The sequence below is a fragment of the Ruegeria sp. F12 genome (assembly GCF_056533885.1).
Window position 1 is genome coordinate 23,752 of the sequence record NZ_JBQFOV010000010.1, and the last position, 20,911, is coordinate 44,662.

Here is a 20,911-nt window from a genome sequence, read left to right on the forward strand (position 1 = left end):
GCCCCTACGTTCTGTTCCCGAGTTTACCCCATTCAGGAGACAGAATATGTCGACCGTAGCCGTAACCGACGAAACCTTTGACGCCGAAGTCAAGAATTCCGACATCCCTGTTGTTGTCGATTTCTGGGCCGAATGGTGTGGCCCCTGTAAGCAGATTGGCCCCGCGCTGGAAGAACTGGCGTCGGAATATGGCGGCAAGGTGAAAATCGCCAAGGTGGACGTGGACAGCAACCCCAACTCGGCTGCTGCAATGGGCGTCCGCGGTATTCCTGCGCTGTTCATTTTCAAGGATGGTCAGGTTGTGTCGAACCGCGCTGGCGCGGCACCGAAAGCCGCGCTGCAAAGCTGGATCGAAGACTCGATCTGACCCGGGTTTCGAACGGAATTCAAAGGCGCCTCGTTCGGGGCGCCTTTTTTCATGGGTAGCCAAAGAAACGGATGCGCAAAGAAAAAGCCGCTCAGGGGCTGAGCGGCTCATCTTGACGGTGTGGTCGGTGCAAAGATCAGAGCTTTGCGATATCCGCACGGCACAGGCCAACATCGTCCAATTGGGCGTCGCTGAGGTTCGACAAAAGCTTGCGGGTCTTGCGGGATTCATTCCACGCTAGTGCTTTTTCGTAGGTTCCGAAAATTGCGTCCACTACATGCAGGATGGTAGCTGCTCCGAGCGGCGCATGGATATTTGCGGTGGTTGCCATTTGCGCATTCCTTTTAACTGAAACAGCCGACCTCTTGTCGGTTGTGAGGCTCATGTAGGACCAATACCCGAGTCTCACAATTGCTAGTCTGGTAACCCCGAATTGCAATTAGTGCATATCTTTTGAGCAGTTTTAGAAGAGTTGCGCTGAACGCACGCCCGGCCCATATAGGGGGCCAGTGAAGAACGGAGGCCCCAATGGCAGACAGCGATTTTCCCGGATGGCATGGCACGACAATTATTGGCGTCAAGAAAGGCGGCCAGGTGGTGATTGCCGGGGATGGTCAGGTCAGCCTGGGCCAGACGGTGATCAAGGGCACCGCCCGCAAGGTGCGCCGCCTGTCCCCCGGTGGGTTTGAGGTCGTCGCAGGGTTCGCCGGATCAACCGCCGACGCATTCACTCTGCTCGGGCGGCTGGAAGCCAAGCTTGAGGCCACACCGGGTCAGTTGGCCCGCGCCTCGGTCGAGCTAGCCAAGGATTGGCGTACCGACAAATACCTGCAAAAGCTTGAGGCGATGCTGATCGTGACCGACGGCAAAGACCTGTTGGTGATCACCGGGGCAGGGGATGTGCTGGAGCCCGAACACAACGTCGCCGCCATCGGATCGGGCGGCAATTTCGCATTGGCCGCCGCCCGCGCGATGATGGACAGCGACAAACCCGCCGAAACCGTCGCACGCGAGGCAATGGCGATTGCCGCCGATATCTGCGTCTACACCAACGGCAATCTGACGGTCGAGGAAATCTCAGGCCAATAAAACCTTAATCTCCTTCCCTTTCCAGCGGCGGTGCATGCCGATCAGACCCAGTATCGCCGCAAGGATGACGATGTAGTAGGGCACACGGATGTCGATGCTCATCAATCCGCCGCCGATCAGAGACATGACCCCTCCGGCCAGGCAGAAGACGGCTGTCGTCACGCCCATGACCCAGCCCTGATCAGTTTCGCTGACACTTGCGGAAAACAGGCCCAGTAGCGTCGGGTAGGATACGCCGAAGAAGAAATAGAAGAAGAACACCGGCACGTAGCTCAGCCATCCGATGGGACTGAAGGCAAAGGCTAGCCCGCAGATTACCATCGTGATCAGCGAGACATAAATGATCTTGTGCTTACTGAACCTTTCCTGCGCGGGCTTCACCAGGAAGGTACTGGAAAAGGCTAGTGCAAAGCCGATCACAACCATCGCCATACTGCCGCCGATCACGCCATAGCCGAACCGGCTGGTCAGGTAGTTGTCGACAAAAACGTAAAAGGTGACATTGGCGATCATGAAGAAGGAATAGACCGGCAAGATTTTCAGAACCATTGGATGCCCGCGCACAGCGAACAGGCTATCGGTGATATCACGCGGGCGAAAGACAAAGGGTTCACGTTCGGTGCGGGTGTCCTTGAAGAAGGTGATCACCAGGAAAATGGCGATCAGGACCAGAGCAAACGCGCCATAGAACGGCGTTTTAAGGGTGGCCACGCTGCCCAGCAGGGCCGCATCAGACAGGACGGCGCCTATGATGGGCCCTCCGACCAGACCAAAGCTGACACCGGTCACGATATAGCCCATGTTTCGGTCGCGATCGGCGGCGTTCGTGCTGCCATCAATCATCGCCGCCTGCGCGATGGGCTGGTTGCCAGCCGTGAACCCGGTGATTGACCGCCCGATGATCAGCAGCAGAAGGCTGTTGAGGTAAAGCGACGCAATCGTCAGCGCATAGCCCGCCAACGCCCCGGCCAGACAGACCAGAAGCGCGTTCTTGCGCCCTATGGAATCCGAGACTTTGGAGACATAGACCACACCCAGAAACCAAGACAAAAAGAAACACCCGATCACCAGCCCATAGTAGAAATGCCGCTGCCCCATCGGCGTGCTGTCGGGAAGGAAGCCGGATTTCGTCTCCATGATCAATGAGTTGATGATGGGAAAGACCAAACCTTGTCCGATTAGGTCCACAAACACCACGAACAACAGGGTGATCTTGGCAATTTTCGTCATTCGCGCGCTCCTGACCCTCAACATATTGAAATGATTGTATCAGAGCACAAACGTTTCACCTATGGAAAGCATTTGCAAACCGGCAGGCGCATTGCTAACCAACGCTGCCGCAGTTGTTTTCGCCTGTGCGGTGACTACGTAAGCCAAACCGCTGATCGAAAGGACCCAACCCGTGACCGACCTGACCCCGCGCGAGATTGTCTCGGAACTGGACCGTTTCATTATCGGTCAGAAAGATGCCAAACGCGCGGTGGCCGTGGCGCTGCGCAACCGCTGGCGGCGCAAGCAGCTGGCTGATGATATCCGCGATGAGGTCTACCCCAAAAACATCCTGATGATCGGCCCCACCGGTGTCGGCAAAACCGAGATCAGCCGCCGTCTGGCCAAGCTGGCCCGCGCGCCTTTTATCAAGGTCGAGGCCACAAAGTTCACCGAGGTCGGGTACGTGGGCCGCGACGTGGAACAGATCATCCGCGATCTGGCCGATGCGGCGATCATCCAGACCCGCGAGTATATGCGCGAGGACGTGAAAGCGCGCGCTTATCAGGCCGCCGAGGATCGCGTCATCACCGCCATTGCCGGCGAAGACGCCCGCGAGGGCACGCGCGAGATGTTCCGCAAAAAGCTGAAAGCGGGGGAACTGGACGATACGGTGATCGAACTGGAACTGTCGGACAGCTCAAACCCGATGCCGATGTTTGACGTGCCGGGACAGCCGGGCAGTCAGATGGGGATGATGAATTTGGGTGATATCTTCGGCAAGGCTTTTGGCGGGCGCACCGTCAAGAAACGCATGACCGTGGCCGAAAGCTATGACGCGCTGATCGGGGAAGAAGCCGACAAGCTGCTGGACGATGAAACGGTCAACCGCGTGGCTTTGGAATCGGTTGAACAGAACGGCATCGTGTTTCTGGATGAGATCGACAAGGTCTGCGCGCGCGCGGAAGCGCGCGGTGGCGATGTCAGTCGCGAGGGGGTGCAGCGCGACCTGCTGCCCCTGATCGAAGGCACCACCGTATCCACCAAACATGGTCCGGTGAAAACCGACCACATCCTGTTCATCGCGTCTGGCGCGTTTCACATCGCCAAACCCTCGGATCTGTTGCCGGAATTGCAGGGGCGTCTGCCGATCCGGGTGGAACTGCGAGCGCTCACCGAAGAGGATTTCGTCCGCATCCTGACCGAGACCGACAACGCCTTGACCCGCCAATACACTGCGCTGATGGGTACTGAAGAGGTTGCGGTCAGCTTTACCGATGACGGCATCGCCGCTTTGGCCAAGATCGCGGCAGATGTGAACCAAAGCGTCGAAAACATCGGCGCGCGGCGGCTTTATACGGTGATGGAGCGTGTGTTCGAAGAACTCTCGTTCACTGCACCCGATCAGGCCGGGGCGGAAATTACTGTGAACGCGCAGTTCGTGGATGACAATCTGGGTGAGCTGACCAAATCCACCGACCTCAGCCGATACGTCCTGTAACAGACACTGGCCGATTTTCGCTGCTTGGTTGAACCCGTCGCGCTTGGACCCGCGGCAGGAATTCGTTAGCTTATGCGCAAACCCTCGAGGGCTATTTTCGTGCTGCGCAATATTTCCATTTTTTTGATTGCATCTCTTCTGACCGCCTGCGTCGACCGTACCATCTCGGAAACGGTGCCGTCGGCTTTGGATGTGGGCACGCCCCAAACCATCTACGCCACCACAACCCGCGCGCGCGAGGCTGATGGCACTTACGGGTTCAAGCGGGGAGATGGGTTGCAGTTTCTGGAAATGACCGTCTCGATCCCGCCCAATCACACACCCGGAACGTTGGATTTCTCTTACGCCAATCCAAACCCCGAAAAGCAGTTCGTGATGGCAGCCGTGGATGAGTTACAAGGGCCCGGCGATCTGAAAGCCCGGTTGGGCAACGTGGATGAGGTGTCGATCTTCATTCACGGCTACAACACAACACAGTCCGAAACTACGTTTCGCGCCGCGCAGCTTAGACACGATCTGAATATTCCCGGTGCCACAATGGTTTATTCCTGGCCCAGCCAGGCGACCGGATATGGCTATGCCTATGATCTGGACAGTATGCTGTTTGCCCGCGACGGGTTGGAGCAGACCGTCCGCCACTTGAAAACCATGGGAGTCAAACGCGTGGTTCTGGTGGCGCATTCCATGGGCACTGCCTTGACGATGGAGATGATGCGACAGGCCGAATTGCGCGAACCAGGCTGGGCCAGTCGCAATCTGGAAGGCGTGGTGCTGATTTCACCGGATCTGGACGTAGATCTGTTCCGCTCGCAGATGGATGTAATCAAGACACCGCCGGATCCGTTCATCGTCATCACCTCGCAAAAGGACAAGTTGCTGAATATCTCGGCCCGGCTGCGCGGCACCACCAAGGGTGAGCGTCTGGGCAATATCAGTTCGGCCGAGGCGCTGTCTGAATACAAGATCAACATTCTGGACACGACCGCTTTCAATGACGATGCGCAATCCTCGCATTTCGTGGCCGCGACCTCGCCAGCGTTGCTGGCAATTATCGCATCGGCCCGCCGGGTCAGCGACACATTCGGTACCGAGCAGCGGGGGATTGACGTCATCGCCCCGGCCAATGTGCGCAACCCAACCGGCGCGACCGAGATCGTTCTGACCGAAACCGGACAGGCACAGGTAAGCGCCCCGTGATGTCGCCTCGGCCCGGCGGGTTTCTGCGCGACAACGCAGCATGGCTGGGCGCGGGGTTTTTGCTGACATTTCTGTCCAGCTTTGGGCAAACCTTCTTCATCTCGATCTTTTCCGGCGAAATCCGCGCCGCGTATGGCCTGAGCCATGGGGCGTGGGGCGGGCTTTATTCGCTGGGCACGACAGTGTCGGCCGTGGTCATGATCTGGGCCGGGGCGCTGACCGATATGTTTCGCGTGCGCGTTCTGGGGCCGGTTGTCCTGGTCGGTCTGGCCTTGGCCGCGCTGGCGATGGCGCTGAACGCATGGCTGTTCCTTTTACCCATCATCATCTTTCTGCTGCGCCTGTTCGGGCAGGGGATGTCTGTGCATCTGGCCCTGGTGGCAATGACACGCTGGTTCACCGCCACGCGGGGCAAAGCGCTGTCCATTGCCTCGGTCGGGTTCTCGGTTGGCGAGGCGCTGCTGCCGGTCATTTTTGTCGCCGCGATGGCTGTGCTGGATTGGCGGATACTTTGGGTGATTTCAGCTGGAATGGTGCTGTCAGGCATCCCGGTTCTGGTGCGTTTGCTGCGACAGGAACGCACGCCGCAAAGCCTGGCGTCTGAGCATTCCTCAACCGGGATGCAAGGGCGTCATTGGACGAGAAAACAGGCTCTATTTAGTCCACTTTTCTGGTTTATGGCTCCAGCATTGCTGGGACCATCCGCCTTCATCACCGCGTTTTTCTTTCATCAGGTGCATCTGGCCGAGATCAAGGGCTGGCAGCATATCGAACTGGTTGCGTTGTTCCCGATCTACACCGCTGTGTCCCTGCTGGCGATGTTTGCAACCGGCTGGGCTCTGGACAAATGGGGCACCGCGCGGATGATGCCTTATTTCCTATTGCCCATGGCGATCGGGTTTGCCCTTGTCTCGTTTGTGACAGGGTTGGTGGGGGCCAGTTTGGCGTTGGTTTTTCTGGCATTGACCGTGGGGGCCAATAGCACACTGCCCAGCGCGTTCTGGGCCGAGTTCTATGGCACCCGCCACATCGGTGCGATCAAGGCCATGGCAACCGCCGTGATGGTCTTGGGCTCGGCCATCGGGCCGGGACTGACCGGAGTGTTGATCGACCATCGCGTCGCGCTGGATCAGCAATTCCTGTGGATAGGAGCGTTCTTCGTCGCAGCCAGCGCGTTGGTCTGGATCGGGATCACCCGAGCCGCGCGCAGTTTTTAACGGATACGCCGCAGGTAAACGTAATACGCCCCGTCGCCACCATGGCTGATATGGGCAGGGGTTACTTGCAGCACGGCCTGCGCCAGCGGCGGAATGCTCAGCCAATGCGGCACTTGGTTGCGCAATACGCCGCGCGGGGTGGGGATGGGGCCGGGCTCGTCCCGGTCCTTGCCTTTTCCGGTGACGACCAGAACCAGACGTTTACCTTGCGCTTGGGCGGTCAGAACAAAGCGCACCAACGCCGGATGGGCCGTATCCACGCGCATTCCATGCAGGTCCAGCTTGCCTTCCGGCTTGAGCTTGCCGCGCTTCATCCGACCAAACGCTTTGTTGTCCATCTGCACGGGGCTAGCGCGCAGGCTTTCCGTGATAGAAGGTTTCAGCGCATGGGGTGATGGTTTGGAGGGCACGGTCTGCCCAGGCTCAAACGTGTCGATCCGCGCTTTTGGCGTTTTGGTGGGCTTCGGTTTCGGCAGGGTGGTCGGATGCACGGTTTGCGGGATCTCGGGGTGCATCCGCTCGGCCTGTTTGGCGACCTTGCGCCATAGTTCGATTTCGTCCGAGGTGAGTTTGCGCCGTGCCATCAGAACGAATCCAGTGCCAGTGCATAGGCACGCTGAATCGGCAGTAAAACGATCATGCGTCCGGGGTCTTTTAAACGCCCCGCGGCGCGGCCCGCTTCATCGCCAGTGCCAAAGAAAATATCTGCCCGCTGCGCGCCCTTGATGGCCGAACCGGTATCCTGCGCGATCATCAACCGTCGCAACGGGTTCTTTCCATCCTTCTCGACCCAAACCGGCGCGCCCAAAGGCGTGAAGCCCGGATCGGCCGCAATGCTGCGCATCGTGGTGACGGATCGGTTCATGGCGCCCAAAGGCCCAAGCTCGGGCGCGACGCGGGTGACTTCGCGGAAGAACACGTATGAGGGGTTGTGAAACAGCAGCTCGGCCCCGGCCTCGGGGTTCTTGCGCACCCATGTCTTGATCATCTGCGCACTGACCTGATGGGCGGCCAATGCGCCCTTTCGGATCAACTCCGACCCGATGGAGCGGTAGGGATGCCCGTTTGCGCCCCCATAACCCACCCGCAACGCACCGCCATCCGGCAGGCGGATACGGCCCGAGCCCTGGATTTGCAGAAAGAACAGCTCGACTGGGTCATCGACCCAAGCGATCTCAAGCCCGCGACCTTGCAAAACATCGCTGGTCAACAGGTCCCGACGTGACAGCCATTGCCCAGCCCCACGCGCCTCGGGCGGCATTTTGTACAGCGGATATCGGAACCGATCCGATCGGGTGCGCGATCCGTCCAATTCTGGCTCAAAATACCCGGTGAACAACGCGTCCTTGCCGTCTTCGACCAGAACGGGGCGGAAGAACAGCTCAAAGAAAGATCGGGCGGCATCGGCTTCATAGGTCTGCGCGACACTGCAGAGTGCGCGCCAATCCGGGTCATCCAGATCGCCACACGTGTTCAGAAAAACCGAAAGAGCCGCCCCGTGGTCATCGGCGGCCCAGCCATCCAGATCGTCAAACGACAGAATGGACCGCGTCGCTTCGGCGCTGGCAGAGGTTGCCATCACAGCCCCCAGCAAAAGCAACCGAAGCGCAGCAATCATGCGTCCGTGGCAACAAGCAGCCAGTTCGGATCGTCGCTGCCCATCACGCGGGCAAAGGTCCAGCTGTCCTTTTGGCGTTTGACGGTGTTGGGGTTGCCTTCGATGATATCCCCACCGCGATCCCGCACGACCGAGGTCAGTTCACCTACAAAGCGCATGGTAATCTCGGCCTCGTTGGTGTCCTTGTCGAACTTTACATCGGCCAGCGCGGTTTCTCGCACCCCAATGAATTCAGCTTCAATCGTCAGGCCCTGATCCTCACGCGCTGCGACGACATCGACGAAAGTGTCAAACACCTCTTCGGACAGGAAGGGCTGGATTTCGTCCAGATTGCCCTTTTCGAACCCCATCACGATCATCTCATACGCGCCGCGCGCGCCTTGAACAAACTCGGACACCGAAAAGCTAGGCTCAACCCGCTTCATAGCGGTCAGGGTCTGGGCCTGTTCGCTGTCTTCGGCAACGTGGTCGGTGATGTCGTGATCCGGGCCGCCTTCGATCACCTCGAAGTCACGGCGCGAATTCTGCCCGTCTGGCTGCTGCTGAACGGGGGGCTTTTCAAAACCCTCACGCGTCCCCAGCACGCTTTTCAGGCGCAGGATCAGGAAAACGGCAATTCCGGCCAGGACCAGCAACTGGATCATTGGGTTTTCGCTCATTTCATTCTCTTTTCAGCGCCGGGACTTTGTGTACGCGGCCTCATGACACTATGTAGGTGACAGTTCGGGACAAGTCCACCGCCCGACCGCTGGTAAAGGATAACGCAAATGTACCTGTTCTTGGCATTTTTGCTGGTACCGATCATCGAGATCGCCCTGTTCATTCAGGTAGGCGGCCTGATCGGTCTGTGGCCAACGCTTGCGATTGTCGTTCTGACGGCTGTGTTGGGCACGGCTTTGGTACGGACACAAGGTCGCATGGCATTGGCCAATCTGCAGCGATCCTTTGCCGAACTGGACGACCCGACCAAGCCGCTGGCCCATGGCGCTATGATCCTCTTGTCTGGCGTATTGCTGCTGACACCGGGGTTTTTCACCGATGCCATTGGTTTTGCTTTGCTTATTCCCGGAGTTCGGGTGGCCGTTTTCAATTTTCTTAAGTCCAGGGTAACCATCACCCAGTTTCAGATGGGTGGTGGCGCGCAGTTCCGCACCGGTCCTGACCCTGCACCGCAAGACGACGTGATCGACGGGGAATACACCGAGGTTCACCCCCGCCGTGACCCATCAAAACCATCGAAATGGGTCGAAGGTCCGTGACCTGCATTGAGGTGCCGCGCCCAACTTGCTAAGCAAAGGCAAATTTTAGTTTCGGAGTAGATAAATGGCCGAAGAAGACGCCAAAGAAAACACAGCCGCCGCAGCCCAGGCGGCACCGCAGATCCAGATGCGCGTTCTGGGACAATTCATTCGTGATCTGTCGTTTGAAAACGTGATGGCCCAAAAGGGCGTATCCGGCGACGTGCAGCCCGAGATTTCCGTTCAGGTCAATCTTGATGCAAAGAAGCGCCCGACTGAGCATCAGTATGAGGTTTCGGTCAAACTGAACCTCAAATCCAAAGCCAAGGGCATGGAAGACATCCTGTTCCTGTGCGAGCTGGATTATTGCGGCCTGTTCCACGTTGAAGGTGTGGCCGATGACCAACTGCATCCGTTCCTGATGATCGAGTGCCCGCGGATGTTGTTCCCGTTCCTGCGCCGCATCGTCAGCGACGTAACCCGCGATGGTGGTTATCCGCCGGTGAACCTGGACAATATCGACTTCGTGGCCCTGTACCGCAACGAGTTGATGCGTCGTCAGGCCGAAGCACAAAAAGCCGAAGCCTAACCCATTCGACCCGCGCCGGATAACCCCTCAGGCGCGGGTCCACAGGGCGTTTTCGCCCAGTTTTTCCACAAATGTTTCATGTGCTGCGCGTTCTTCATCGGTGATCTTTGACGCCAAGGGTGTCGGTCGTGCCGTGGGTCGCCACTCTTCGCCGCCCGCACCTGCCGCAGAGGCGACAGTCGAAAGGCCGAAATCCGGCTGCCGTCCACCGATCAGCTCCAGATAGACCTCGGCCAGAATCTCAGAGTCCAGCAGCGCTCCGTGCAGCGTTCGGTTCGAGTTGTCGATATTGAACCGCCGGCACAGCGCATCCAACGAGGCGGGTGAACCCGGAAAGCGTTTGCGCGCGATGGCCAGCGTATCGAGCGCCTGATCCATCGGAATCTGCGGCAGGCCCATCCATTTCAACTCGGCGTTCAGGAACTTCATGTCGAACAAGGCGTTGTGGATGACCAGTTTCGAATTCTTGATGAAGTCGCGAAATCCCTGACCGACCTTGGCAAAAACCGGCTTGTCCTTCAGTGTTACTTCACCTTTTTCCGGTGGTCGCGGAGTTTCCAGCAGGTCGGGGCCGATACCGTGAACGCCAAACGCCTCTTCCGGCATCGAACGTTCGGGGTTGATATAGACGTGATAGGTCTCGCCCGTGGCCACGTGGTTCCAAAGCTCGACCGCGCCGATTTCCACGATGCGGTCGCCACTTTCGGGATCGAACCCCGTGGTTTCGGTATCCAGTACAATTTCACGCATCTGCCAAACCCGCCCGTATCTGCCTGACCACATCCTGCACCTGCGCGCGGGCATGGTCCAGACTGTCCGTCACGATCACGAAATCAGATCGTGCGCATTTTTCGTCATTCGGCATCTGTTGGGCGCGGATCTGCTCGAACTGCGCCTCAGACATCGTTCCCCGCGCCATGACGCGGCGTTTTTGTTCATCCGCCGGGATCGACACGCAAGCCACGGCATCCATCGCAGCATCTCCACCGGTTTCGAATAGCAAGGGAATGTCGAAAACCAGAATATCCGCGGTAGCGTTTGCTCGAAACGCAGCGCGGTCTGCGGCAACCAAGGGGTGCACGATGCCTTCGATCTGCTTGAGCGCAGCCGGGTCATTTGTGATGATCTGTTTCAGCGCATCGCGGCTGACCGCGTCGTCAACGATTGCGGCGGGAAAAGTGGCTTGCATCGGTTCAACTGCAGCACCGCCCCTTGAATAGAGTCTATGCACTGCTGCATCAGCATCCCATAACACGCAGCCTTCATCGACAAACATTTGCGCTGTGGTGCTTTTGCCCATTCCGATCGAGCCCGTCAGGCCAAGCGCGAAACTCATGACAAAACAGCCGCGCGCAGGTCTACATTGACTTCAGGGCGGACACCGAACCAGCTTTCGAAACCCGGCACAGCCTGGTGCAGCAACATGCCCAAACCATCGACGGTGGTGCAGCCGGCCTCTTCGGCGGTTTTCAGCAGATGCGTTTTCAGCGGTGCGTAGACCAGGTCCGTCACAACCGCACCGGGCTGCAACCCGTCCAGCGGCACGCGTAACTCGGGCTGCCCCTGCATCCCCAAAGAGCTGGTGTTGACCACCAATTCGGCATCCTCGATCACATTTCCGGCCTGAACCCAATCGACAACCGTGATGCTGGGCCCAAATTCATCTCGCAATGTCTCGGCCCGCTCCCGGGTACGGTTGGTTAGCAAAATCTCGGGCACATCTGCCTCGACCAAAGCCTGAAGCACCGCTCGCGCGGCACCGCCTGCCCCGAACACAACCGCAGGTCCGTCCGTCGGGGACCAATCCGGCGCGCCGCTGCGCAGGTTCTCGAGAAATCCATAGCCATCGGTGTTGTCGGCGTGGATTCGGCCATCGTCCTGAAACACCAGCGTATTCGCCGCGCCAATCTTGCGCGCTCGGTCCGTGGCCTCATCGGCTAGACGTAGCGCAGCCTCTTTATGCGGAACGGTGACATTGGTTCCCACGAACCCAGCCTTGGGCAAAGCGCGCAACACATCCTGTAAATCGTCCGGGGACACATCCATCGGCACGTAGTGACCCGACAACCCATAGGTCTTTAACCAATGCCCATGCAACTGAGGCGATTTCGAATGGGCCACTGGGTGCCCGATCACCCCGGCCAGAGGAATCTTTGCCTTGCTCATTGATCAATCACCCCTTTGACGGCCAGAAAATTCAACAGCTCCAATAAGGGCATACCCAAGACGTTAAAATAGTCTCCGTCAATGGTGGCGAACAGGCGCACACCTTCTTCTTCCAGCTTATAGGCCCCAACGGCGTGACGGATACTGTCCCAGTTTCGATCCACGTAGCCCCGCAGATATGCGTCCGAGCTCATCCGCATCTGCAAGCGAACCTGACCCACATGCCGCCAGATCGGCTCGCCATCCTGATAGATCACGGCCGCCGATAGCAGCATATGCCGTTTCCCCCGCATGGCCCTAAGCTGCGCCAGCGCGTCGTCAGGCGTTTGTGGTTTCGATAAAAGCTGACCGTCGAAGTCCAGCACTTGATCGCATCCCAACACCATCGCGCCGGGACGTTTGTCGCTGACCTTGCGGGCCTTCATCTCGGCCAGAGCATCTGCAATATCGCGGGGCGAGGCGCCTTCAGCCAGAAGGGCGCGTTTAGCTGTGTCTTCATCGACGCGCGCGGTTTGCACGCTGAACGGCACCTGCGCATTGCGCAACAACTCCGCCCGGATGGACGAGCCAGAGGCCAGAATGATGGGGACAGACATGTGGAAAACCCCCTGAGCAAATCGTTAACGGTTCCGGGATGGTTTGTATGGTTTTCCTGTTGACACGCAAGCCCACGATTTTCGCGTCAAACATCCCGGATTCGCCCGAATACTATCCAGTAGGGACAAGGATAAGTCGACAAACGGGAAAACCGGGGTTTTCCAAACATACCCAAAGACTTATCCCCGGTGATTCATATTCAAGAAAAGTATAAATCACTGAAATTAATAAGAAAAATTTTCTCTCAACAGAATCATCCGGACAGAACCGGATTCTGTCCACTTGGGGAAAACATATGTGTAAAAAAGTAATCCACGGATTTGAACCACCCTACAAAACCATCATCCTTTTTCTTTTCTTATTTTTTTATTAGGGAGGGTCCCGGGAAACCTTCGGAGCCAACATGATCGACCTTCTTTTTGCAATCTACCCTTGGGTAAAGTCGGTTCACATCATGGCGGTGATCTCTTGGATGGCAGGATTGTTCTATCTGCCCCGCTTGTTTGTCTATCACGTAGAAAAGGCTCAGGCGGTCGACGGAGCGCAGGAGATCTTCTTTGAAATGGAAGAGAAGCTGCTGCGCGTGATCATGCGCCCGGCGATGGTCGTGGCGTGGGTCTGCGGGCTGATCATGGTCTTCACGCCCGGCATTGTCGGCTGGGACTGGGCCTGGCCCTGGGCCAAAGGGACTGCGGTGATCGGGATGACCTGGTTCCATCATTGGCTGATGGCGCGGCGCAAGGATTTCATAGAGGGGCGAAATAAGCTCAATGGGCGGCAGTACCGCATGATGAACGAGGTTCCGACCGTTTTGATGGTTATCATCGTCCTGGCAGTCGTTCTGAAGTTCTGAGGGCACATTTGTGCTCAGGAGATATATGGGCGGTTTGACTCCAACAAAGGTCACGCTTATGTAGGGGTCAACACGCCCGTCCGGGCGGCGTATCTTCCGTACTGAAATTCCACTTCGTGCCGCACTGACAGCGGTGAAGGTTTGTATCATGTCCAATGAATCCCTGAATCTGGCCGATCTGAAAGCCAAAAGCCCCAAAGACCTTCTGGCCATGGCCGAAGAGCTGGAGATCGAAAATGCCTCGACCATGCGCAAGGGCGAGATGATGTTCCAGATCCTGCGCGAACGCGCGGATGAGGGCTGGACCGTTGGCGGCGATGGCGTGCTGGAAGTGCTGCAAGACGGCTTTGGCTTCCTGCGTTCGCCCGAGGCAAACTATCTGCCGGGTCCTGACGACATTTATGTCTCGCCTGACATGATCCGCCTGCATTCGCTGCGCACTGGCGACACCGTTGAAGGTGAAATCAAGGCGCCCGATGACAACGAACGGTATTTTGCGCTGACCAAGGTCACAAAGATCAACTTTGAAGACCCCGAGAAAGCTAAGCACAAGATCCTGTTCGACAACCTGACACCTTTGTACCCAGACGAACGTCTGAAGATGGAGATCGAAGATCCCACCATCAAAGACAAGTCCGCTCGCGTGATCGACCTTGTTGCACCAATTGGTAAAGGACAGCGGTCGCTGATCGTGGCGCCTCCGCGGACGGGTAAGACGGTGATCCTGCAGAACATCGCGCACTCGATCGAACAGAACCACCCCGAGTGCTATCTGATCGTCCTGCTGATCGATGAACGTCCCGAAGAGGTGACGGACATGCAGCGCTCGGTGAAGGGTGAGGTCGTGTCTTCGACCTTTGATGAACCGGCGACGCGCCACGTGGCCGTTTCGGAAATGGTGATCGAAAAGGCTAAGCGTCTGGTTGAGCATAAACGAGATGTTGTGATTCTTTTGGACTCGATCACAAGACTTGGTAGGGCGTTTAACACTGTGGTCCCATCTTCGGGTAAGGTTCTGACCGGTGGTGTGGATGCGAATGCTCTGCAACGACCCAAACGGTTCTTTGGTGCGGCCCGGAACATCGAAGAGGGCGGTTCGCTGACCATCATCGCCACAGCGCTGATCGACACCGGCAGCAGGATGGACGAGGTGATCTTTGAAGAATTCAAAGGCACGGGTAACTCGGAAATCGTGTTGGACCGCAAAATCGCCGACAAGCGTGTGTTCCCGGCGATTGACATCCTCAAATCGGGCACTCGGAAAGAGGATCTGCTGGTCGACAAGGGTGATCTGGCCAAAACATTTGTTCTACGCCGCATCCTCAACCCGATGGGGACGACCGACGCGATCGAGTTCCTGCTGTCCAAGTTGAAACAGACGAAGACGAATGGCGAGTTCTTCGATTCAATGAATACCTGACACAGGTCTTAACGGACGCGAGGCCTTCGAATGGATACGATATTCGCCTTGGCCAGCGCGCAAGGCAAAGCAGGGGTGGCGGTTATACGCCTCTCTGGTCCTTTAGCGCACTCGGCGGTCAGGGATCTGACGGGCGGGGAACTTCCCGCGCGCGGTATGAATTTACGCACGCTGCGCGGGCCCGATGGGTCTCGTCTGGATGACGGGTTGGTGCTGACGTTCCAGGCACCGGCCAGTTTCACCGGCGAGGACGTCGCAGAGCTGCAAATTCATGGTAGTACTGCATCGGTGAACGCAGTGATGCGGTGTCTGGCCGATACCGATGGTTTGCGACTGGCGGAACCCGGAGAATTCACCCGTCGTGCGTTGGAAAACGGCAAGATGGATCTGACTCAGGTCGAAGGTCTTGCCGATTTGATCGACGCGGAAACTGAAGCGCAACGCAAACAGGCGCAGACTATTCTGGCCGGGGGTCTAGGGCAGCTTGCTGAACGTTGGCGCCGCGACCTGATCCGCGCCGCGTCTTTACTTGAGGCCGTGATCGACTTTGCGGATGAAGAGGTGCCCACCGATGTCACGCCTGAAGTTCGGGCCTTAGTTGAAGGTGTCATGTCCGACCTGATGCGTGAAGCCGAAGGCGTCAAGATTGCTGAATGTATTCGCACAGGATTTGAAGTTGCTATTGTCGGCTTGCCCAATGCTGGAAAGTCTACTTTGCTGAATGCGCTGGCCGGGCGAGAAGCCGCGATAACATCGGAATATGCCGGAACTACACGCGATGTGATCGAAGTGCGGATGGACTTGGACGGTCTGCCGGTAACACTGTTGGACACGGCCGGATTGCGCGAAACCGAAGATCATGTGGAATCATTGGGGATTGCGTTGGCAAAGAAACGAGCGGAAGCTGCGGATATGCGAGTGTTTCTGACAGCTGACCCGTCCGAATTGGATGTGCAGTTTCAGTCCGATGATATCCAAGTTTTCCCTAAATCCGACCTTCGAGATGAGGGTGAAAATGGCATTTCTGGGAAAACAGGCCACGGAGTGGATGCACTTGTTGCCCGTATATCGCGTATTTTGTCATCGCGAACCACGACATCTGGTATTGCGACACGAGAAAGGCACCGTGTTGCGCTGATCAATGCGCAACAGGCCTTGAACGCGGCAATCTCGGTTCTGGAATCAGGCCCAGACCTGTATGATATCGCTGCCGAAGAAATGCGCACAGCTATCAGAACGTTGGAATCTCTGGTTGGGAGGATCGGGGTTGAAGACTTGTTGGACGAAATATTCTCGAGTTTCTGCTTGGGCAAGTAAGGAGTGTTTCACGTGAAACATTCGGATTTTGATGTCATCGTCATCGGCGCGGGCCACGCAGGAACCGAGGCAGCCCACGCCGCCGCACGGATGGGTGTGAATACCGCGTTGGTGACTTTGTCAGCCGCCGACATTGGTGTCATGTCATGCAACCCAGCAATCGGAGGGCTGGGCAAAGGCCACTTAGTACGCGAAATCGATGCCATGGACGGCGTTATGGGGCGCGTCGCAGATCGGGCCGGAATTCAGTTTCGGTTGCTAAATCGTCGCAAGGGGCCCGCGGTGCAAGGTCCCCGAACGCAGGCAGACCGGACTTTGTACCGGGCGGCAATGCAAAAAGAAACTCAAGCTCAACAAGGGTTGAGCGTTATTGTCGGTGAAGTGACTGATTTCCTGATCGTCGCCGATCGTGTTGCCGGTATCCGATTGGCGGACGACTCAGAAATCCGAGCAAAAGCAGTGATCTTAACATCCGGGACATTTCTGCGTGGTGTGATCCATATTGGGGATGAGGCCAAACCGGGCGGACGAATGGGCGACAGACCGTCGGTTCGATTGGCAGAAAGATTAGATAGCTTTGAGTTACCACTTGGTCGTTTGAAAACGGGCACTCCGCCAAGATTGGACGGACGAACGATTGATTGGTCAGATCTAGAGCGTCAAGACGGAGACGATGAACCAAGCCTGTTCTCTTTTTTGTCCAGTTCGGTTGTAGCTCCCCAAATCTCGTGTGGTATTACACATACGAATGCCCAAACACACGAGATAATCGAAAAGAACTTGGCGCGTTCAGCAATGTATGGCGGTCACATTGATGGCGTCGGCCCGCGGTACTGTCCTTCAATTGAAGACAAGATTATTCGATTTGCCGAAAAGGACTCCCACCAGATATTTCTGGAGCCGGAAGGGGTCAATGATCACACAATATATCCAAATGGAATCTCAACTTCGTTGCCGCAAGGCGTTCAGCGCGAATATGTCCAGTCTATTAAGGGCTTGGAAAAAGCCAAGATTCTGCAACCAGGATACGCGATCGAATATGATTACGTGGATCCCCGTGTGTTAACTTCCTCGCTGTCTCTGCCTTCTGTGCCAGGTTTATTTTTGGCAGGTCAAATTAATGGAACCACTGGGTATGAGGAGGCGGCTGCTCAGGGCTTGGTAGCGGGACTAAATGCCGCCCTGGCCACCTTGGATAGAGAACCTGTTCATTTTACACGTGCAGACAGTTACATAGGGGTAATGATTGATGACCTTACCACCAAGGGAGTCGCGGAGCCTTACCGGATGTTCACGTCTCGTGCTGAGTTTCGCCTGTCATTGCGAGCAGACAATGCAGACCAGAGGTTAACGCCGGTCGGAATTAAGCTGGGGTGCGTAACACCTAAACGGGAAGAAGTGTTTTCCGAGAAGATGAAGAAGTTAACGGCGGCAAAGTCGTTGCTAAATAAGCGGAAATATTCGCCGAAAGAGATAAACGCGGCAGGAATTTCGGTTAATAACGACGGCAATCGTCGAGATGGCATGGCGATTCTGGCGTTTCCCAAAGTCAATTACTCGGATTTGATCCCACTAATTTCGGGCTCGGAGGCCGTTGACCCTGATATCCGCCAACAACTGGAGCGTGACGCGCTGTACGCGAACTATATTGAGCGGCAGAAAAGAGATGTCGAAGCAATGCGCCGGGATGAAGCTTATGAAATTCCTAGGGGTTTCGATTTTTTTGCCCTGGAAGGCTTGTCGTCAGAGATGAAACAAAAGCTGTCCCAAGCAAAGCCGGAGAATATTGGTCAGGCTAGTCGCGTCGAAGGCGTTACGCCTGCAGCTCTGACATTGGTTTTGGCCAGACTTCGCCGCAACCAGAAAGTGCGAAAGATATGAGGGACGACTTGAATGTTTCACGTGAAACATTTTCCCGGCTGACCACTTACGTGGATTTGGTCAAAAAGTGGAATCAAAGCATAAATCTTGTCTCGAGGAACAGCCTGGAGGACATATGGGAGCGGCACATCAAAGATTCTGTGCAAGTTTATCGCTGCGCCGACAGCTTCAATTCTTGGGTTGATCTGGGTAGTGGGGGCGGATTTCCAGGTATGGTCTGTGCGATTCTGGCTATGGAAGAATATCCGGACGCCTTGTTCACACTGGTGGAGAGTGATCAAAGAAAATCAGCATTTCTGCGAAATGTGGCGCGTGAATGCAGCACGAATTGCCGGGTAATTTCCAAACGAATTGAATCCATTGACCCCTTGAATGCCGATGTTTTGTCAGCCCGCGCGCTTGCAGAATTAAAGGTCTTATTATCGTTTTGCGACAGGCATTTAGGCGAATCTGGGACAGTCCTGTTGCCGAAAGGCGCGAAGTGGAAAAAAGAACTGTCGGACGCGCAGGAGGAATGGAATTTCGATGCCGAGCCGATTAAAAGTTTAACCGAGCCCCAAGCCGTTATCCTTAAGATAAAAGGAGTTTCTCGTGGTTGATTTGTCTCGTCCTTCTGGCCCTCGGATAATTGCGGTAGCTAATCAGAAGGGCGGTGTTGGAAAGACAACAACTGCGATCAACCTCGCTGCGGGCCTGGCAGAAGCTGGATGCAAAGTTCTCGTGGTCGATTTGGACCCGCAGGGCAACGCGTCCACCGGTTTAGGTGTCGAAGACCGGGATTGGACGACATATGATCTGATCCTAGATGATGCACCGCTGGAGGCGGTCGTTCAGGAAACAGAAATTGGTGGGCTTTTTGTTATCCCGGCGACTGTGGATCTAAGTTCGGCTGATATCGAACTTATTTCCAACGAAAAACGCAGCTATCTGCTTCATGACGCATTGCGTCAAACCGCTATCGACAAGTTTGGGTTTGACTTTGTTCTGATCGATTGCCCGCCTTCGCTGAACCTTTTAACCGTCAACGCAATGGTTGCGGCGCATTCTGTGCTGGTTCCGCTGCAAAGTGAGTTCTTTGCGCTTGAGGGCCTATCGCAGCTCATGCTGACCATTCGAGAGGTTCGGCAAACGGCAAACCCCGACCTCAGAATCGAAGGTGTTGTGCTGACTATGTATGACAACCGCAACAACTTGTCCCGTCAGGTCGAAAAAGACGCGCGTGACAATCTGGGTGAGATGGTATTTAAAACCAAGATACCCAGAAATGTTCGGGTCAGCGAGGCGCCGTCTTACGCTTTGCCAGTTCTACAATATGATTCTGGGTCCTTAGGGGCGATGGCGTACCGACACTTGGCGCGCGAGGTCATGCATAAGAATAAAAAAGCCGCCTGAATGGCGGTAGGAGGGCACAGTGGCAGCTAAGAAATCGAAACCTCGGGGGTTGGGGCGCGGATTGTCTGCATTGATGGCGGATGTAACGCAGGAAACCGAAGGCCGCGTCGTGTCCGAGCCACGCCGCCCGGACATGAAAGTCCCGATTGAAAAACTACACGCCAATCCGAACCAGCCGCGCCGTACTTTTTCACGAGAGCAGCTGGATGAACTGGCGGCTTCGGTCAAGGAAAAGGGCATCATCCAGCCTTTGATCGTGCGTGAAATCTCGGAAGGTGATTATGAGATTGTCGCTGGTGAGCGGCGATGGCGCGCTGCGCAGATGGCGCAACTGCATGAAATTCCAGTTATTGTGCGGGATTTCGACGACACCGAGGTTCTGGAAGTCGCGATAATTGAGAATATCCAGCGTGCTGACCTGAACGCTGTAGAAGAGGCCGCGGGTTACAAACAGCTTATGGACCGCTTTGGCCATACGCAGGAAAAAATGGCGGAGGCTCTGGGTAAAAGCCGGAGCCATATCGCAAACCTGCTGCGATTGCTGTCATTGCCAATGGATGTGCAGCATTTCGTGGTCGAGGGAAAGCTGTCCGGCGGCCATGCGCGGGCGTTGATTACCGCCGAAAACCCAACTGACCTGGCGAAAATTGTGATCCGCGATGGCCTTTCAGTCCGCGCGACCGAGGCGTTGGTCAAGAAACAACAGCAGCCGAATGAAGCCAAACCGGTCCCTCGGGCGCGTAATCTGGATGCAGGGAAGGATGCGGATACGCGGGCATTGGAAAAGGATCTGTCAGCCATTCTGGCGATGAAGGTTGTCATCAACCATAAAGCGGGGACCGAGACGGGGCAGGTTGTATTAACCTATGAAAACCTGGATCAACTCGACGATCTTTGCGCCAAGCTCAGCCGTTAGGGCGGGTCCAGATAAAGGTTAGCACAGCGCCCAAAACGATCGCCTGGATTGCAAGAACGTACCCCGGTACAGAAATCAGGACTGAAATTCCAAAAACGGCGGCAATCGACACGGTTGCCGCTTTTTTTGCACTTGCACGAATGGCGCCGGAGCTTTGCCAATCAATAATCATTGGGCCGAACGTGCGATGTGTGATCAGCCAATTATGCAAACGGGACGATGAGCGCGCGAAGAAGAAGGCGGCCAACAGCAGGAACGGGACGGTCGGTAGCAGTGGCAGCACGACACCGATGACTGCAAGCGCCACGCAAATCAATCCCAGAGTAGCCCAAAGATACTGCATG

General features: G+C 56.4%; 24 protein-coding genes. 14 read left to right on the top strand and 10 right to left on the bottom strand.

Annotation, left to right across the window (positions count from 1 at the left end):
• Positions 1–46: 46 nt before the first annotated feature.
• Positions 47–367, top strand: a complete 321-nt coding sequence (gene trxA / locus ACR0CA_RS13860; RefSeq protein WP_170771302.1) for a thioredoxin — start codon at positions 47–49, stop codon at positions 365–367.
• Positions 368–503: 136 nt separating this feature from the next.
• Here trxA and ACR0CA_RS13865 read toward each other — a convergent pair whose 3' ends face one another.
• Positions 504–698, bottom strand: a complete 195-nt coding sequence (locus ACR0CA_RS13865; protein ID WP_480899654.1) for a DUF1127 domain-containing protein — start codon at positions 696–698, stop codon at positions 504–506.
• Between the two features lie 197 nt (positions 699–895).
• Between ACR0CA_RS13865 and hslV the strand changes: the two genes are divergently transcribed.
• Positions 896–1,456, top strand: coding sequence for an ATP-dependent protease subunit HslV (gene hslV, locus ACR0CA_RS13870; protein WP_480899656.1), 561 nt, complete (start codon positions 896–898; stop codon positions 1,454–1,456).
• Here the strand turns inward: hslV and ACR0CA_RS13875 are convergent.
• Positions 1,445–2,686 carry an MFS transporter gene (locus ACR0CA_RS13875; protein ID WP_480899658.1) on the bottom strand — a complete coding sequence of 414 codons (1,242 nt, stop codon included), beginning with the start codon at positions 2,684–2,686 and terminating at the stop codon, positions 1,445–1,447. The two genes, hslV and ACR0CA_RS13875, sit on opposite strands and share 12 nt — an antisense overlap.
• 172 nt (positions 2,687–2,858) lie before the next feature.
• Here ACR0CA_RS13875 and hslU point away from each other — a divergent pair, with 172 nt between their 5' ends.
• From hslU to ACR0CA_RS13890, 3 genes are all read left to right on the top strand, one after another.
• On the top strand, positions 2,859–4,166 hold the full coding sequence (hslU, locus tag ACR0CA_RS13880) for an ATP-dependent protease ATPase subunit HslU (protein ID WP_480859446.1): 1,308 nt from the start codon (positions 2,859–2,861) through the stop codon (positions 4,164–4,166).
• Positions 4,167–4,289: 123 nt separating this feature from the next.
• On the top strand, positions 4,290–5,363 hold the full coding sequence (locus tag ACR0CA_RS13885; RefSeq protein ID WP_480899660.1) for an alpha/beta hydrolase: 1,074 nt from the start codon (positions 4,290–4,292) through the stop codon (positions 5,361–5,363).
• Entirely contained in the window at positions 5,363–6,580 is a 1,218-nt protein-coding gene (locus ACR0CA_RS13890; RefSeq protein WP_480899662.1) for an MFS transporter, read from the top strand. Before ACR0CA_RS13885 ends, ACR0CA_RS13890 begins: the two co-directional genes overlap by 1 nt.
• Here the strand turns inward: ACR0CA_RS13890 and ACR0CA_RS13895 are convergent.
• From ACR0CA_RS13895 to ACR0CA_RS13905, 3 genes are read right to left on the bottom strand one after another with little or no spacing between them, the layout of a single operon-like run.
• Positions 6,577–7,164: a Smr/MutS family protein gene (locus ACR0CA_RS13895; protein ID WP_480899663.1), complete on the bottom strand. Its 588-nt coding sequence runs from the start codon at positions 7,162–7,164 to the stop codon at positions 6,577–6,579. The two genes, ACR0CA_RS13890 and ACR0CA_RS13895, sit on opposite strands and share 4 nt — an antisense overlap.
• The gene (mltA, locus tag ACR0CA_RS13900) at positions 7,164–8,198 is read right to left on the bottom strand and encodes a murein transglycosylase A (RefSeq protein ID WP_480899665.1); all 1,035 of its coding nucleotides are present in this window, start codon (positions 8,196–8,198) and stop codon (positions 7,164–7,166) included. Before mltA ends, ACR0CA_RS13895 begins: the two co-directional genes overlap by 1 nt.
• Entirely contained in the window at positions 8,195–8,857 is a 663-nt protein-coding gene (locus ACR0CA_RS13905; protein WP_480899667.1) for a Tim44/TimA family putative adaptor protein, read from the bottom strand. The genes mltA and ACR0CA_RS13905 overlap by 4 nt, the downstream gene beginning before the upstream one ends.
• Before the next feature lie 108 nt (positions 8,858–8,965).
• On the opposite strand from ACR0CA_RS13905, the gene ACR0CA_RS13910 reads away from it, so the two are divergent.
• Positions 8,966–9,457 carry an FxsA family protein gene (locus tag ACR0CA_RS13910; RefSeq protein ID WP_480899669.1) on the top strand — a complete coding sequence of 164 codons (492 nt, stop codon included), beginning with the start codon at positions 8,966–8,968 and terminating at the stop codon, positions 9,455–9,457.
• A 64-nt stretch (positions 9,458–9,521) separates the two neighbouring features.
• Positions 9,522–10,025, top strand: a complete 504-nt coding sequence (gene secB, locus ACR0CA_RS13915; protein ID WP_170771325.1) for a protein-export chaperone SecB — start codon at positions 9,522–9,524, stop codon at positions 10,023–10,025.
• Positions 10,026–10,052: 27 nt separating this feature from the next.
• Here the strand turns inward: secB and dnaQ are convergent, their stop codons facing one another.
• Genes dnaQ through ACR0CA_RS13935 form a run of 4 tightly spaced genes read right to left on the bottom strand, consistent with a single transcriptional unit; the run spans position 10,053 to position 12,787 of the window.
• The gene (gene dnaQ / locus ACR0CA_RS13920) at positions 10,053–10,775 is read right to left on the bottom strand and encodes a DNA polymerase III subunit epsilon (RefSeq protein WP_480899671.1); all 723 of its coding nucleotides are present in this window, start codon (positions 10,773–10,775) and stop codon (positions 10,053–10,055) included.
• Positions 10,768–11,361 carry a dephospho-CoA kinase gene (gene coaE, locus ACR0CA_RS13925; RefSeq protein WP_170786191.1) on the bottom strand — a complete coding sequence of 198 codons (594 nt, stop codon included), beginning with the start codon at positions 11,359–11,361 and terminating at the stop codon, positions 10,768–10,770. The genes dnaQ and coaE overlap by 8 nt, the downstream gene beginning before the upstream one ends.
• On the bottom strand, positions 11,358–12,191 hold the full coding sequence (locus ACR0CA_RS13930; RefSeq protein ID WP_480899675.1) for a shikimate dehydrogenase: 834 nt from the start codon (positions 12,189–12,191) through the stop codon (positions 11,358–11,360). The genes coaE and ACR0CA_RS13930 overlap by 4 nt, the downstream gene beginning before the upstream one ends.
• On the bottom strand, positions 12,188–12,787 hold the full coding sequence (locus ACR0CA_RS13935; protein WP_480899679.1) for a Maf family protein: 600 nt from the start codon (positions 12,785–12,787) through the stop codon (positions 12,188–12,190). Before ACR0CA_RS13935 ends, ACR0CA_RS13930 begins: the two co-directional genes overlap by 4 nt.
• 404 nt (positions 12,788–13,191) lie before the next feature.
• Between ACR0CA_RS13935 and ACR0CA_RS13940 the strand changes: the two genes are divergently transcribed.
• The 7 genes from ACR0CA_RS13940 to ACR0CA_RS13970 all read left to right on the top strand — a co-directional run bounded on the left by ACR0CA_RS13940 (position 13,192) and on the right by ACR0CA_RS13970 (position 20,567).
• Positions 13,192–13,641 (top strand): CopD family protein, encoded by a 450-nt coding sequence (locus tag ACR0CA_RS13940; protein WP_480899681.1) that lies wholly within the window; start codon positions 13,192–13,194, stop codon positions 13,639–13,641.
• A gap of 148 nt (positions 13,642–13,789) precedes the next feature.
• Positions 13,790–15,061, top strand: coding sequence for a transcription termination factor Rho (gene rho, locus ACR0CA_RS13945; protein ID WP_170771337.1), 1,272 nt, complete (start codon positions 13,790–13,792; stop codon positions 15,059–15,061).
• A gap of 30 nt (positions 15,062–15,091) precedes the next feature.
• Positions 15,092–16,378, top strand: coding sequence for a tRNA uridine-5-carboxymethylaminomethyl(34) synthesis GTPase MnmE (mnmE, locus tag ACR0CA_RS13950; RefSeq protein ID WP_480899682.1), 1,287 nt, complete (start codon positions 15,092–15,094; stop codon positions 16,376–16,378).
• 12 nt (positions 16,379–16,390) lie between these two features.
• Entirely contained in the window at positions 16,391–18,259 is a 1,869-nt protein-coding gene (gene mnmG / locus ACR0CA_RS13955) for a tRNA uridine-5-carboxymethylaminomethyl(34) synthesis enzyme MnmG (RefSeq protein WP_480899685.1), read from the top strand.
• Entirely contained in the window at positions 18,256–18,858 is a 603-nt protein-coding gene (rsmG, locus tag ACR0CA_RS13960) for a 16S rRNA (guanine(527)-N(7))-methyltransferase RsmG (RefSeq protein ID WP_480899687.1), read from the top strand. Before mnmG ends, rsmG begins: the two co-directional genes overlap by 4 nt.
• Entirely contained in the window at positions 18,851–19,651 is an 801-nt protein-coding gene (locus ACR0CA_RS13965) for a ParA family protein (RefSeq protein WP_170786181.1), read from the top strand. Before rsmG ends, ACR0CA_RS13965 begins: the two co-directional genes overlap by 8 nt.
• A 19-nt stretch (positions 19,652–19,670) precedes the next feature.
• Positions 19,671–20,567, top strand: a complete 897-nt coding sequence (locus ACR0CA_RS13970) for a ParB/RepB/Spo0J family partition protein (protein WP_480899689.1) — start codon at positions 19,671–19,673, stop codon at positions 20,565–20,567.
• On the opposite strand, the gene ACR0CA_RS13975 is transcribed toward ACR0CA_RS13970, so the two are convergent.
• Positions 20,557–20,910, bottom strand: a complete 354-nt coding sequence (locus ACR0CA_RS13975) for a YbaN family protein (protein ID WP_170790205.1) — start codon at positions 20,908–20,910, stop codon at positions 20,557–20,559. The genes ACR0CA_RS13970 and ACR0CA_RS13975 overlap by 11 nt on opposite strands.
• Between the last annotated feature and the right edge of the window lies 1 nt (position 20,911).